This window comes from Streptomyces sp. CA-179760 (genome assembly GCF_050937045.1).
Lineage (GTDB): Bacteria > Actinomycetota > Actinomycetes > Streptomycetales > Streptomycetaceae > Streptomyces.
On the sequence record NZ_JBNJLZ010000001.1, the window covers coordinates 3,708,466 to 3,721,316 of the forward strand.

At 69.3% G+C, this 12,851-nt stretch carries 7 protein-coding genes; 3 read left to right on the forward strand and 4 right to left on the reverse strand.

The annotated features are described in order from the left end of the window. Positions 1–8: 8 nt before the first annotated feature. Positions 9–311, forward strand: a complete 303-nt coding sequence (locus ACQEV8_RS16525; RefSeq protein WP_432960874.1) for a hypothetical protein — start codon at positions 9–11, stop codon at positions 309–311. Positions 312–518: 207 nt separating this feature from the next. Here the strand turns inward: ACQEV8_RS16525 and ACQEV8_RS16530 are convergent, their stop codons facing one another. Together ACQEV8_RS16530 and ACQEV8_RS16535 are read right to left on the reverse strand one after the other, a co-directional pair. Further along, positions 519–1,184 (reverse strand): hypothetical protein, encoded by a 666-nt coding sequence (locus tag ACQEV8_RS16530; RefSeq protein WP_432960876.1) that lies wholly within the window; start codon positions 1,182–1,184, stop codon positions 519–521. Between the two features lies 1 nt (position 1,185). Then, positions 1,186–6,030, reverse strand: a complete 4,845-nt coding sequence (locus ACQEV8_RS16535; protein WP_432960878.1) for a ricin-type beta-trefoil lectin domain protein — start codon at positions 6,028–6,030, stop codon at positions 1,186–1,188. An 863-nt stretch (positions 6,031–6,893) separates the two neighbouring features. Here ACQEV8_RS16535 and ACQEV8_RS16540 point away from each other — a divergent pair. Next, a complete protein-coding gene (locus ACQEV8_RS16540) occupies positions 6,894–8,291 on the forward strand; it encodes an alginate lyase family protein (RefSeq protein WP_432972730.1) in 1,398 nt (465 codons plus the stop codon). A gap of 114 nt (positions 8,292–8,405) precedes the next feature. Here the strand turns inward: ACQEV8_RS16540 and ACQEV8_RS16545 are convergent, their stop codons facing one another. Both ACQEV8_RS16545 and ACQEV8_RS16550 read right to left on the reverse strand, forming a co-directional pair. Then, positions 8,406–9,869 carry an MFS transporter gene (locus tag ACQEV8_RS16545; RefSeq protein WP_432960880.1) on the reverse strand — a complete coding sequence of 488 codons (1,464 nt, stop codon included), beginning with the start codon at positions 9,867–9,869 and terminating at the stop codon, positions 8,406–8,408. Then, entirely contained in the window at positions 9,866–11,302 is a 1,437-nt protein-coding gene (locus ACQEV8_RS16550; RefSeq protein WP_432960882.1) for a DUF445 domain-containing protein, read from the reverse strand. The genes ACQEV8_RS16545 and ACQEV8_RS16550 overlap by 4 nt, the downstream gene beginning before the upstream one ends. 201 nt (positions 11,303–11,503) lie before the next feature. Between ACQEV8_RS16550 and ACQEV8_RS16555 the strand changes: the two genes are divergently transcribed. Then, positions 11,504–12,838 (forward strand): SGNH/GDSL hydrolase family protein, encoded by a 1,335-nt coding sequence (locus tag ACQEV8_RS16555; RefSeq protein ID WP_432960883.1) that lies wholly within the window; start codon positions 11,504–11,506, stop codon positions 12,836–12,838. Positions 12,839–12,851 lie beyond the last annotated feature (13 nt).

Consider the following 12,851-nt stretch of genomic DNA (forward strand, 5'->3'; position numbering starts at 1 on the left):
GCAGGAGCATGGTGAAGGTTCCCAGCGCGGTGGTCGCCGCGAGCGGGCTGGTCGGCGGCTACGGCGTGGCCCGTTGGACCAGGCAGCGGCCGCTCGGCGGGGCCGTGCTCGCGGTCGCCGGGGTGGCGGCCGCGCGGCAGTGGCGGGAGCAGGCCGGCGGGGTGGCGGCCGGGGCGTTGTCGGCCGCGTATGTCGCCGCGTTCGCCGGGTCTCATCCGCTGGCCAAGAAGGTGGGCGCCTGGCCCGCCGTGTTCGGGGTGGCGGGGGCTGTGGCCGTGGCGTCGTGGGCGGTGGCGGACCGGCGCGGCTGATCCGGTCAGGAGCAGGTGCGGCAAAGAACCCGGCCCTGAATCCCAGGGCCGGGTTCTTGTGTGTGGAGCGCCGGGCAGGCCTCGCGAGAGTACGGGTCTTCTCCGGGTCGAGAAATCGAGCAGTGCGCCGCGGTGCGTCAGTCCGGGTCGGGCACCGACTGCAGCGTTCCGTCGTCGACGACGAGTTCGTGGTAGCCGAGGTCGCGGTCATCTCCGGTGATTGAGGCCTTCCGCCACCAGGGACTGCGGGTAGCCGAACCGGTTCCCGAGCGCGACGAGCGTGTCCTGAGTCTCGGTGTCGATCGCAACGTAGCTCGCCTTCAGAGCTCGCAGGAACAACCGGTAACCGAGGTCCGCGCAAGCGTGGACCGTCACCTGCTCCAGGGCCGGTGCGAGACCCGGCAGGGGGAGGGGGTAGCTCCGGTTCTCGACAGTGTCCGTCAGGTCGCTGGAGACCTGACCGATGGCCCGAAGAACGTCCCGTCGTAGTCCCTCGTTCGTCTCAGGGGCAGCCGGTGGCGGGACGAACAAACGGTCGCTGCGGCGCTCGGCTGCCAGCCATGACTGTTCCATCTGCCGCAGCCAGACGCGGGCGCTGATGCCGTCCTTGGCCGGGTCGAAGACCTGGTCCGTCGCACCGAGCCACACTGTGCGGATCGCCGCATCCAGCAGCGAGGACTCCAGCAGATGCCGTACGTCCTGCCCCAGCCGCACCGCCCGTGGACGAGACAGGGCCGTCACCGACCTCTCCGCGATACGGAGCATGGCCTCGACCGGTCCTCGCTCGGCGAGGCAGTCGAGTTCCTCCACGGGGAGGTCCTCCAGATCGTCGCACTGCGCGGCCACCCAGGACAGCCCTGTCTCTTCCGTCATGTCAGCCTTCCAGGTAGGCGGTGTAGACGACGTACTTGCTGGGTTTGTGCTGCTTGCCCACGTACTTCAACTTGATGATCACTGTCGTACCGGCGGCCACTCCCTGCGGGCCGTTCCTCACCCACTTTTGCCCGAGTGAGGGGCCCATGTCGCGGATTGTCCATTTGATTGTCTTCAGGTCCCGGTCCGGTACGAAGGCGATCTTCTTCCCGATCCTCTGGGCCTGCTGGATCTTCCAGTCGTCCAGCTCCTTGGCCTTGCCGGCCTGCTTGATCCACGCCGTGATGGCCTTGTCCACGGCCTCCGCGGCGATCTCCTCACTGGTCCATCGCGTCGCGATGCCGTTACGCGATTCGTCTGCCTTCAGCGCCATCTTGTTGTTGTCAGGCTGTACGTGATCCCTCAGCGTGTGGGCTCCGTCGAGACCCTCGTCGCCCACGATGTCCGTGCAGTTGTGGACCAAGAGGTCCTGAGGGCGCGCCCCAGCGGTGCCGACATAGAAGGTGTGCAACCTGTCGATTGTCAGGTCGTACACCTCGCGAGGAGCCAGACCGTCCCGGTCCCGGAGGTCCGTGACCGTCCGAAGGTCGCCCTCCGGTGTACGCAGCCGGTCGCCCGGGCGCAGGTCGGAGACAACGGTCCAGCCACGCCCTTCAACGTGGAAGAGATGGCCCGCCGTGCTGGTCAGCAGCCCGTCGGCCACGGTGATGTCCATCAGGCGCTGCGTGTCGTGCCTGAACGTGTCGGTCACCCTCTGAGAGGCCGACAGGCCGGACTTCGGGTCCGCCGCGAGCACGAGGTCGCCGATGCGTACGTCGCGGATCGCCTTGCGTGAGCCGTCTGCCATGAGGACGCGCGTCTCACCAGGGAAGCTGTTGACGCGGCAGGCAGTGATGACGTCCTCGTAGCCGTTGATCGCGCTTTCGATCTTGGCCAGGGACGCGGGGTCCAGATCCAGAGCCTTCAGCGCCTTGAACGCGTCGCGGACTCCGACTCCGGTGTGCATCGCGGCGTCCAGTGCTCGGATCGCCTCGGCGACGGTGCCGAACGCCTTGCCGGGTATGAAATTGCTCGCGGCCCAGGCGCAGCCACTCACGCTGCCGTGCCAGCAGTCGACGAAGTCCTGGACCAAGACGGCCTTGAGGACCTTGTAGACGATGGTCTGCTGGATGAGATCCAGTTTGCTGAACGACTGAGTGACCTCCTTCTTCAGCCCCTTGAAGGGCTTGGTCTCGAGCAGCACCGTGTCCGAGGCAGGGCAGCCGGAGGCGGTGGCCGGCACATCGGGGTTGGTGCAGAGGAAGAAGTCCACCGTGGCGTTGAAGGTCACCAGGAACGTGACAGTGCAGCCCTCGAAACCGACCTCGATGACGCACGGGTTCTGCTGCTTGGCGTCGGTGACCTCCACGCTGTCCTCGTCGACGACATAGAACATGCCGCCGATCCCCGTACCGCCGCCACTCGCGATCTGTTCGTTGGCCTCCTTCCGTTCCGCGGAATCCGCCGCTCGTTGTGCCTCGTCGGCGTACTTTCGAGCGTCCTTGGCGGCTTCCTCGGCCTCCGTTGCGGCGGTGTCGGCTCGGTCGGCCGCTGTTCGGGCGTCCTTGGCGGCCTGTTCGGCCTCGGAGGCGGCCGTGCGGGCGGCTTCGGCGTCGAGGGCTGCCTGGTCGGCGGAGTCCCGGGCGTCCTTGGCGTGGCCTTCGGCGCGGCCGGCTGCCTTGTCGGCGGCTTCGGCGTCCTCGGTGGCCTGCTGGTTGTAGTTGATGGTGCGGGCCAGAGACGCCGTCGCCTTGGAGGCGGCCTTGGCGGCGTCGGCGGCGTAGCCGAGTGCTTCCTTGGAGTAGGTGCGAGCGGTGGCCGCGTGTCCGGCGGCATTGGCGGCGTGCTGGTAGGCGGCCTTGGCGTCGCCGGTCGCCTGCTCGGCCAGGTTCTTGGCCGCGGCGGCCTCCGCCTGTGCGTTCTCGGCGTGGGCGTCGGCGACGGCCTGCTGCTGCTCGGCGAGCGACTTCGACGCCTGCCCGGTCAGCACGACCAGGCCGGCGGCCGAGTCCGTGGTGACGAAGGGGGAGCCGAGTTCGATCGCGTCGTTGGCGGGCTTGGCGACCTGGACGGCGGCGTTGCCCGCGTCGACGGCGGCCTGCGCGGTGATGTGGGCGAAGCCCGCGGCCTTCGCCGAGGCGACCAAAGCCTTGGCGGCCTCCTTGTTCGCCTCGTCCGCCTGGGACTTGGCGGTCTTGGCCAGCTTCTCCGCCTCGTCCGCCAGCTCGACGGCCGTCTTGGCCTCGGAGGACGCGTGCTCGGATGCCTTGATGGCGTCCGCCGCGGCGCTGGTGGCGGTCCTCATCGCCGCGTCGGCCTTCAGCTTCGCCGCCTGGGCGGCGTCCGCGTGGGAGCGGGAGCGCTTGGCCGCGGCTTCGGCGCGGGTGGCTGCGGCGTCCGCCTCGGCTGCCGCCTCGGTGGCCGCGTTCGCGGAGGTCCGGGCGCGGCCGGCTGCCGCCTCGGCGTCATCCGCGTGCCCGGCAGCCGCGTTCGCCGCGGCCCTGGACTCCGTGGCGTTGCCGTCGGACTCGTGGGCCTGGGCGTAAGCCTCCTTGGCATCCGCCTTGGCGCGGGCGGCGTCCGCCTTCTGCTCGGCGTCCCAGGCGTCGTCACGCAGATCGCGGGCCTTGTCGCGGGCCTTGACCGCGTCGTTCTTGCGCGCGACCGCGGTCGCCTCGGCGGCTTCGGCCTTGTCCTTGGCGTCCTTGGCGTTCGCCGCCTCGGCCTGGGCGTCCTGCTTGTGCCGGGCCGCCTCGGCCTGCTTGGCCTCGGCGGTCTCCTTCTCCGCCTTGGCCGTCTTCTCCTCGGCCTCGGCGGCCAGACGCTCGGCGTGGGCCTTGGCGGCGGCCGACTTGGCGTCGCCCTCGGCCTTCAGGGCCTCGGCGAGCTTGGCCTCCGCGGTCTCCTTGTCCTTCTTGGCGTTGTCGCGGTGCACCTTCGCCGCGTCGGCCGCGGCCTTCGCCTGTGACTCGGCCATCGCCGCGGCGGCCTTGCGGAACTCCGCCTTCGACTGAGCGGCCTGCGCGAGAGCGCGCTGCGCGATGGTCTGGCTGTCGCCCGCGGACGCCCTGGTCGCCGCCTCGGCGGTCTCAGCGGCCTTCACCATCGCCGTCAGCGCCGCCACCGAACCCTTGGTGACCTGCGCCTTCTGCTGACCCACCAGCAGACCACGGCCCCGCGGCGCACCAGCGGCATCCGCGATGCCGTACGCGGCCTGCTCGGCCGTATCGGAGGCGGTTGCCGCCTTCTTGGCGTTCTCCAGCTGGGTCTTGAGCGTGGCCAGGTACTTCTTCGCCGCCGCCTGGGCGTCGGTGACGACCTTCTTCGCCTTGTCGAACTCGGCCTTGTCCGGGTACAGCGGGCTGTCCGTGCCCTGGTGACCGGACGGCTTGATCAGAAACTTCTGCGAGGCGGCGTTCTTGCAGTCCAACAGCCGCGCGTCCGTGCTCTTGGTGAACGCACTCAGGTCCAGGCACTTGCCCGTGCTCACGCTCTTCAGAGGCGCGGTGGCACGGACGTCGCCCTTCCACGCCTGCCCCTCGGACTTGTAACAGTCCGAGATCTGGATCTTCGTGCCGTTCGCCGACTTGTTCCCGGCCACATCCAGGCATTTGAAGGAGTTGACGTTGCGGAGATGCAGGTTGTCCTCGCTGCCCTCCAGCGTCCACTGCTGGGCCGGACTGCCGTTGCAGGTGTAGATCTGCACGGGCGTGCCGTTGGCTTCCTTGCCGCCCGCCACGTCCAGACAATTGCCCGCCGCGCCCGGCACCTGGATCACCACAGGGCTGTCGCCGATCCAGCCCAGCCCGCCGGCCGACCAGTAATCCTGCCAACGGGCGGAATAGTCCGCCTTCCACGACTGGCCGAGGACCTGCCCCAGGGTGAACGTGCCCTCCTGCAACGCCTTCGTCGCCGTGACGTTGGCACCAAGGATCTGCTGGCGCTGCGTGGCCTGCGAAGCGATCTCCTGCTGCCACTCGGCGGACGCCTGCGCCACCTCCTTGCCCAGAACCCGGTTCGGGTCGATCGGGGCGTGCCACGAACAAGAGGCGAAACGGGCCTTCAGATCCTCGACCGCGACGCGGTACTCCGGGGTGTCCGCGGCCGGGGCCGTGCGAGGGAATCCGCCGGAGCCCAGGAAGATACGCGCGTCATCGGCGAACACCCTGGGGACGAACAGCTCGTTGGGCTCGATCTTCCCCGAATTCTTCTTCCAGACCTTCCACGCCTGCTGCTCCTGCGGTGTCCCTCCGGTGGTGTACCGCGGGTCACCGACCGCGAGAGCGGCGGCCTTCGTCTTGTCGTCAGCGGTGGGCGAGGGCTCGTAGAACGGCGAGAACAAGTCGATCGACTTGCTGTACGACTGCCACAACCACGGAACCAGACCAGTCTTCTCGAAGACCTCGAACTCTCCGGTCGGTTCACCAGGGTAGGAGCTCAGCCCCGTGATGGCATTGGCAAACGCCATCTCCTGGTCATTGGCCTTCTTGAGCCACTGATCCGTGCTGGCGTTGTCCGCGTAGAAGGCCTGATGCAGGGGAGTCTTGGTGTCGTAAAGGTCCCGGTTGAGTTTCTGGTGGAGCTGATCAGGCGGCAGCCCGATGGAGTTCTGCGCCAAGGCGAACAAGCTGGGCCCGCCCTTACGCAGGGCGTCGACGGCCACACACTGATCCTCGCGCAACTGCTCAGCCGCTTTGGTATCGAAGCCGTCGTACGAGTCACCCGCCGCGGCGACAGGCGCGGTGCGCTGTGCGGCGTCCCCGCCGAGCCCGCCGGGCTGGACGACCAGGCCACCGAGGACGGCCAAGGCGGCGACGGACGTGACGACTGACGTTAACGCGGCGGAGGTTCGTGAGCTGGGGTCGAGCAACCCCGGTCTGAATCGCAAAGGAGCATCCTTCATAGCAAAAGGGATGGCGGCGGACGGGACCGCAGTAGGCGGTGGGACGAGCTGGGCACCCCGGACAGCAGCGGGTAGGTGTTCCAACGAGCCGGCGTCACGGCATGACGAACCATCACTCCCCGTGACGACGCCCCGCGGGACCCGCCGAATGATGCGCGCGCGAACGTCAGCGGTGGTCAAATCGCTTACCCGGTCCGGTACACGCGGCGGTCAACTTAGCCACAGGCCAGCCGATCACGGCAAGCGTTACCCCTGGCGCCCGGATGCCTGGCGGGAAATCGCTTGCGCTGCGCGGCAGCTGCAAACGCCGAGCTCACAGCGGGAGTCGCATGTGAGAGATACGTGAAGAAACTGCGCAGATACCGACGCCTCCCGGCCAAATTTCGACTGGAATCTACCTACTCGCCGGTAAGTCGGTCAGGTCGCAGGGAAGGTGGCACGCCGCCTCCAGCCGACGCTCCCCGCAACCGGTGCAGGAGGGTCGGGGACAGCAAAAAACCCGGCCCTGAAACCCAGGGCCGGGTTCTTGTGTGTGGAGCGCCGGGCAGGCCTTGCACCTGCATTTCCCCGCAGGAAGCGGGGCGTCTTTCCTTGGACCACCAACGCACGATCCTTCAGCCGGAGTTCCGGCGACCGGATGCAGATCAACTGTACCTCAGTTTTTGTTATCGCCGTCACCGCCCGCCGTCTCCTCACCGTCCCCCACAGGCACGCGACTTACGACGCTGAGGTACGACGACGTGACACGACAGATCAGCCGCCGGAGCATGTTGAAAGCAGCGGGCGCGGCAGGCGCCGGTATCGGTACGGCCGCCCTCGCGACCCCGGCCTCCGCCGCCGACGCCCCCTTCGCCCACCCCGGCCTGCTGCACACCCGTACCGATCTGGACCGTATGGCGGCGAAGGTGAAGGCGGGCGCCAAGCCCTACACCGCGGGGTTCGCCAAGCTCACCGCCAACCGGCACGCACAGAGCGGCTGGCGGGCCAATCCGCAGGCCACGGTGTACCGGGGGTCGGGGTCGCCCCAGAACTACGCGGCCCTCTACAACGACATCCACGCGGCCTACCAGAACGCCCTGCGGTATCACGTCAGCGGGGAGCAGGCGCACGCCGACACCGCCGTGGCGATCCTGAACGCCTGGTCGGGCAGGCTGACCTCGGTCCAGGGGTCCGCCGACCGGTTCCTGGCCGCGGGGCTGTACGGCTACCAGTTCGCCAACGCCGCGGAACTCGTGCGTGAGCACCCGGACTTCGAGCTCGGGCGGGCGCGGGAGCTGATGTCGGACGTCTTCCATCCGCTCAGCGACGACTTCCTGAGCCATCACAACAACGCCGTCGTCACCAACTACTGGCCCAACTGGGACCTGACGGCCGTCGCCTGTGTGCTCGCCACCGGGATCTTCTGCGACGACCGGGGCAAGGTCGAGCGGGCCGTGGAGTACTTCAAGCACGGGGACGGGATGGGGTCGGTCCGGCATGCCATTCCCGTCGTGCACGAGGACGGGCTCGCCGAGTGGGTCGAGGCCGGGCGCGATCAGGGGCATGCGCTGCTGGGGGTGGGGCTGATGGGCACGGTGTGCGAGATGGCGTGGAACCAGGGCATCGATCTGTACGGGTACGACGACAGCCGGTTCCTGAAGGACGCGGAGTACGTGGCCAAGTGGAGCCTGGGCGGGGAGGTGCCGTACACGGCCAACACGCGCAGGAAGGGTGCGATCGGGGGCTGGTCCGGGAGTGAGACCGCCACGGAAGCAGCCGGTGTGGATCCGGCCATGACGCGTCCGATCTGGGCGATGATCGCCAACCACTACACCAAGCGGCGGGGGTTGTCGGCCTCGTACCTCACGCGTGCCGCCGCCAAGGCCTCGCCTGAAGGCGGGGGTGGGGATTACGGGCCCAACAGTGGGGGATTCGACCAGCTGGGGTTCGGCACGCTGGCCTTCACTCGGCCGCGCGGGGAGGACGCCTCGGGGGCGCCGGAGCCGAGTCCGGCGGCCGGGGGCGTCCGGCCACAGACCGCGACCGGCGCCTCCGCCTCTCCCGGCGCGGCGCGTGATCTCGCCGCCACCGGTGCCGAGGACGTCGTCGGCTGGGCCGCGGCGGCGGGGGTCACGGCCGTCGCAGGGGGGTTGCTGATGCTGCGGCGGCGGGGCGGGGCCGAGTAACTGCTGGTGCGTTGCGGGGGTGCTGCGGGTTGCTGCTGAGGCACGGGTGGGCGGTGGGGGCATCTTTCAGGCCCTTGAGGCACTGGGGAGGCACGCATGCCCGCAGCGGGGGGGCTACGTCTTCTCCGCCGCAGCCGTCAACGGCTTCGCGATGTCCTCCAGCGACCGCCGCTCCGCCTTCACCGCGAGGATCGCCGCCGCCAGGCCCGCCAGGCACATCAGCGCCGCGCCGATCCGGAAGGCGAGGGCCGTGTCGCCGACGACGCCCGTCTCGGTGAGGTCGGCGAAGAGGAGGGGGCCGCTGATGCCGCCGGCGGCCGTGCCGATGGCGTAGAAGAAGGCGATGGACATGGCGCGGGTCTCCATCGGGAAGACCTCGGACACCGTCAGGTAGGCGCTGGAGGCGCCCGCCGAGGCGAAGAAGAGGACCGCGCACCAGCACGCCGTCATGGTGGTCGCACTGAGGGAGCCCTGGTCGAAGAGCCAGGCCGTGCCGAAGAGGAGCAGGCCGGAGAGGAGGTAGGTGCCGGAGATCATGATCCGGCGGCCGACCGTGTCGAAGAGTTTGCCGAGCAGCAGCGGGCCGAAGAAGTTGCCGAGTGCGATGACCGCGAAGTAGTAGCCGGTGTTGCCGCTCGGGACGTCGAAGAACGTCGTCAGGATCGCGCCGAAGCCGAAGGTGATGGCGTTGTAGAGGAAGGCCTGGCCGATGAAGAGGGCGAAGCCGAGGATCGCGCGGCGGCGGTAGTCGGAGAAGACCGTGCGGCCGATCTCCAGGAAGGAGACGCTGCGGCGCTGGTGGATGGTGATCTCGCCCTCGGGGCGCGGGAGCGGCTCGCCCCGTTCTTCTTCGATGGTGCGTTCGATGGAGGAGACGATGCGTTCCGCCTCGTCGTCGCGGCCGTGGATCAGCAGCCAGCGGGGGCTCTCCGGGACGTGCCGGCGGACCAGCAGGATCACCAGGGCCAGGACCGCGCCGAGCGCGAAGGTGAGGCGCCAGCCGACGTTCGCCGCGAAGATGTCGGTGTCCAGCGCGACGATCGACAGCAGGGAGCCGCCGACCGCGCCCAGCCAGAAGCTGCCGTTGATCATCAGGTCGGTGCGGCCCCGGTACTCCTTGGGGATCAGCTCGTCGATCGCGGAGTTGATGGCCGCGTACTCGCCGCCGATGCCGAAGCCGGTGAGGAAGCGGAAGAGGAAGAACCACCAGGTGTCGAAGGAGATGGCGGTCAGCGCAGTCGCCCCCAGATACACCGCCAGGGTGATCATGAAGAGCTTCTTGCGGCCCCACTTGTCGGTGAGGCGGCCCCAGAACAGGGCGCCGATGCAGGCTCCGGCCACATACAGTGCGGCCGCCATGCCGGTGACCTGGCCGGAGGTGATGGGCAGTCCGCTGTCGGGCTCCGACAGGCGGCTGGCGATGTTGCCGACGACGGTGACTTCGAGGCCGTCGAGGATCCACACGGTGCCGAGGCCGAACACGATCGTCCAGTGCCAGCGCGACCACGGGAGGCGGTCGAGGCGGGCCGGGATGTCGGTGGTGATGGTCCGGCCGGTGCCGGCCTGCGCGGTGGTCATGGGGCCCCCTCCTCGTCGAGCGGAACGGCGAACGAGTGCCCTGACCGGCTTCTCTTACGCCCCGAGCACGTCAGGCCCCGGGCGCGCCGCACCCCGCACCCGTCATGCCCCAGGGCGTGCGAGATCGTGTAGATCAGCAGCCCCGCCAGCGATCCCACCACCGTGCCGTTGATCCGGATGAACTGGAGGTCGCGGCCGATGTTCGCCTCGATCTTGCGTGTGGTGTGCTCGGCGTCCCAGCTCGCCACCGTGTCCGTGATCAGGGAGGTGATCTCCTTGCGGTAGGTGGTGACGACGTAGACGGCCGCGTCCTCCACCCACTTGTCGACCTTGTCCTGCACCTTGCGCTCGGCCGCCATCCGGGAGCCCAGCGACAGCAGCGAGGACCGTACGCGCAGCCGCAGCTCGCTGCGCTCGTCCTCCGCCGCGGCGACGATCATGGACCGTACGGCCGTCCAGGCGCTGGCGATGAGGTCCTGGACCTCGCCGCGGCCCAGCACCTCGCCCTTGAGCCGCTCGACGCGGGCGCGGGTCTCGGTGTCGGACTGGAGGTCGGAGGCGAAGTCGGTGAGGAAGCGGTCGAGGGCGCCGCGCGCGGGGTGGGCGGGCATGTCGCGCATCTCGGTGGCGAAGCGCAGCAGCTCCCGGTAGACCCGCTCGCCGACCTTCCGGTCGACGAACCTCGGCGTCCATCCGGGGGCGCCGCCCTCCACGGCGTCCATCACCTCGTCGCGGTGCAGCACCAGCCAGTCGTGCGCGCGGGTGACGACGAGGTCGACGACGCGTTTGTGGCCACCGTCGGCGACGACCTTCTCCAGCATCTTGCCGATGCCGGGGCCGATCTCCTGGGCGTTGGCGCGCCGCGTGATGGCCTCGCCGACGACGGCCTGGATGTCGGAGTCGCGCAGGACCGTCAGGGCGCCGCGCAGGGCGGTGGAGAGCTCCGCCGTGACCCGGTCGGCGTGTTCGGGGACCGCGAGCCAGGCGCCGAGGTGGCTGCCGATGCCGACGGCGCGCAGCCGCTGCCGTACGACGGCCTCGGAGAGGAAGTTCTCGCCGACGAACTCGCCGAGGGAGACGCCGAGCTGGTCCTTCTTGGTGGGGATGATCGCGGTGTGCGGGATGGGGATGCCGAGGGGGTGGCGGAAGAGGGCGGTGACGGCGAACCAGTCGGCGAGCGCGCCGACCATGCCGGCCTCGGAGGCGGCGGCGACATAGCCCGCCCAGGGGCCGGCGCCGGAGTTCTGGGCCCATTTGGCCAGGATGTAGACGACGGCCACGAAGATCAGGAGACCCGTGGCGGTGAGCTTCATCCGGCGTACGCCGCGCTGTTTCTCCTGGTCCGCCGGGCTGAAGCTCGTCATCGCACGGTTCACGGCGACGCCGGGGCGGGCATGCTGCCCCTCGACGTCACCCTTTTCTTCCACTTTCATCTGTTCCATCCGCTCCACCCGCTTGGTGATCCCGCACACATTGTCCCTTCCTGACCGACTCCTGGAACGGAACAGGAGTTCCCGGCGTCTGTCGGAAGGGGTAATGCCAGGGGTCCTGTCAGCTTCCCCCGGCCCATGACGCATCATGGGCACATCAGATCGGAGCCTTGGGCTCCCATCGCCTGAGGAGAACTGAACAGCATGACCCGGGGTCGTGGTTACGCCCTGCTCGCGGCGATCGTCGCAGCGATTGTGGCCCTTTCCGCCGCCATATATGTCGGAGTGGCGACCGACGACGGCGCGCAGACCCGGAACACCCGGGCAGACGGCCGTCTTCCGAACAACTCCGCCGCCCCCGCCTCCACCGGCACCTGGGTCGGCACCTGGTCCACCTCACCGGCGGGCGCCGAGCCCGGCACCGAGACGACCGGCATGGCGGACCGTTCGGTACGCAACGTCGTCCACACCAGCGTCGGGGGTACGAGTGCCCGCGTGACGCTGTCCAATCTCTACGGTCAGTCGCCGCTGAACATCACCCGGGCCTCGATCGCCGTGGCTGCGGCCAGCAATACGCCCGCCGCGCTCTCGGACACCATGCGGCAGCTGACCTTCAACGGCGGCCCCACGGTGATCATCCCGCCCGGCCGCCAGGTCATGAGCGACGCCGTGCGCATCGTCGTCCCCCGCGACACCGATGTGCTGATCACCACGTACTCGCCGAGCAGTTCGGGCCCGGTGACGTACCACCGGCACGCCCGGCAGACCTCCTACGTCGCCGAGGGCGACCAGGCCCAGGACACGACGGGCACGCCGTACGTCGAGCGCAGCTCGTCCTGGCGCTACCTGACGGCGCTGGACGTGCTGAGCAACGAGTCCGACGGCACGGTCGTCGTCCTCGGCGACTCCCTCACCGACGGCATCACCTCCACAGCGGGCGCCAACAACCGGTGGACCGACGTGCTGTCCGAGCGGCTGCGCGCGGAGATCGCCGCCGGGCGGGACCTGCCCCGCTACAGCGTGGTCAACCAGGGCATCAGCGGCAACCGCGTCCTCACGGACGGGCTGGGCCGCCCGGCGGACAACCCCAGCGGGCTCAACCGCTTCGGGCGGGACGTGCTGGAGCGCACGAACGCCAAGGTCGTCGTCATCGACCTCGGCGTCAACGACATCCTGCGCAACCCGCGGCTCGCCGACCCGAACGCGATCCTGGCCGGCCTGCGCACGATGGTGGGCCAGGCCCACGCACGCGGTATGAAGGTCGTCGGCGCGACCCTGATGCCGTTCTACGGGCACCGCGGCTACACGGACCCGCGGGAGCAGGTCCGGCAGCAGATCAACGCCGAGATCCGGGCGGGCCGGGTCTACGACGCGGTGGCCGACTTCGACCAGGCGCTGCGTGACCCCTACGACCCGCGCCGGCTGCGCGCCGACTACGACTCGGGCGATCATCTGCACCCCAGCGACAAGGGGTACACGCGGATGGCCGAGGAGTTCGACCTGGAGACCCTGAAGGGGTCCGCACCGGCCGAGCTGTAGGAGGACGACGCCG

What these genes read in the sequence shown, in the direction of transcription:
- ACQEV8_RS16545 (WP_432960880.1), bottom strand. Translation starts at nt 9,869, where the DNA reads ATGACCACCGCGCAGGCCGGCACCGGCCGGACCATCACCACCGACATC.
- ACQEV8_RS16555 (WP_432960883.1), top strand. Translation starts at nt 11,504, where the DNA reads ATGACCCGGGGTCGTGGTTACGCCCTGCTCGCGGCGATCGTCGCAGCG.
- ACQEV8_RS16540 (WP_432972730.1), top strand. Translation starts at nt 6,894, where the DNA reads ATGTTGAAAGCAGCGGGCGCGGCAGGCGCCGGTATCGGTACGGCCGCC.
- ACQEV8_RS16530 (WP_432960876.1), bottom strand. Translation starts at nt 1,184, where the DNA reads ATGACGGAAGAGACAGGGCTGTCCTGGGTGGCCGCGCAGTGCGACGAT.
- ACQEV8_RS16525 (WP_432960874.1), top strand. Translation starts at nt 9, where the DNA reads ATGGTGAAGGTTCCCAGCGCGGTGGTCGCCGCGAGCGGGCTGGTCGGC.
- ACQEV8_RS16550 (WP_432960882.1), bottom strand. Translation starts at nt 11,302, where the DNA reads ATGAAAGTGGAAGAAAAGGGTGACGTCGAGGGGCAGCATGCCCGCCCC.